The organism is Streptomyces sp. NPDC058664, assembly GCF_042716635.1.
GTDB lineage: Bacteria > Actinomycetota > Actinomycetes > Streptomycetales > Streptomycetaceae > Streptomyces.
The window spans coordinates 1-1,142 of sequence record NZ_JBHXRW010000238.1 but is presented as its reverse complement, the minus strand read 5'-3'; the positions used below and the strand labels follow the sequence as shown (position 1 = coordinate 1,142).

Here is a 1,142-nt window from a genome sequence, read left to right as displayed (position 1 = left end):
CGGCCGAATACGAAGCCAAGCATTACCTGAGCACCACAAAACCCCAGCTCACAACCAACATCTGAGGTCTCTATCGAACCCGGAACGGTTCACACTGAACCTTTTTCATCCCGCCCCGGAGGGGCTATAAGGCCTGGTCAACTGGGGTGGTGACGTGGCAGAGCCCCCGGTCGTTGGCGGTGTTGATTCCACTCGACACCGCCGACAGCCCGGGGGCCCTGAAGGTTTCCGTATCCTTCCCTGCTCGACGTCCCGTACGAGCTGGTCGAGCATGTTTCCTGGCTGATCTACGCCCGAAGGCGTGAACTGAACTCGCCGTGGAGACGGCTCGGTTGCTTCCAGCAGGCTCTCCTCACACTGGCCCATCTTCGCAAGAACGAGACGTTTGCCCAGCTCGCGGCCGGGTTCGGCGTTTCGACTGCAACTGCCTGGCGGTACGTCGACGAGACCCTGGACGTTCTCGCGGCCTGGGCGCCCGGCCTGCACGAAGCCCTTACCGGCCTCGGTGAGGACGACTTCGTCATCGTCGACGGCACTCTGATCCTCACCGACCGCATCGCCGCCGACGAGCCGTACTACTCGATGAAGCACCGCAAGCACCGCAAGCACGGCATGAACGTGCAGGTCATCGCCCACCCCGACGGCACACCACTCTGGTTCTCCCGCGCGACACCCGGCCGCACCCACCACCTGACCGCAGCACGCGCCCACAGCCATCGTGCAGGCCTGTCTCACCCGGCAGATCCTCGTCCTCGCCGACCGCGCCTACCAGGGCGCCGGCGCCACCGTCCGAACCCCGTCCTACCACCACCGCGAACAGCCAAAGCATTACCAGCAGTTCAACCGCGACCACGCCCGGCTGAGAGCTCCCGGCGAACGCGCTGTCGCGCAGCTGAAGTCCTGGCGAATCCTGCGACGAGCCAGATACTCCACCCGCCGCATCGGCACCATCGTCCAGGCCGTCCACACCCTGCTGACCTGCGGCTATTCAGGATGAAAGAGGCTCAGTGAGCTCCTTCAGCTGTCACTCCAGAAGGTGAGCGACCCTCTGAGTGGACGTTAAGTCCGTTTCTGGTAGCGGCCTCGTCCGGGTTGGGTGAGGAAGCCTTGGCGGGTGAGTCGTCCGAGGCGGCTGCGGGTGA

1 pseudogene is annotated in these 1,142 nt (G+C 64.4%); it reads left to right on the top strand.

The window, feature by feature from the left end:
* Window positions 1-179 precede the first annotated feature (179 nt).
* Window positions 180-997, top strand: a pseudogene (locus tag ACFWUY_RS41855) (transposase family protein).
* The last annotated feature ends 145 nt before the right edge of the window (window positions 998-1,142 follow it).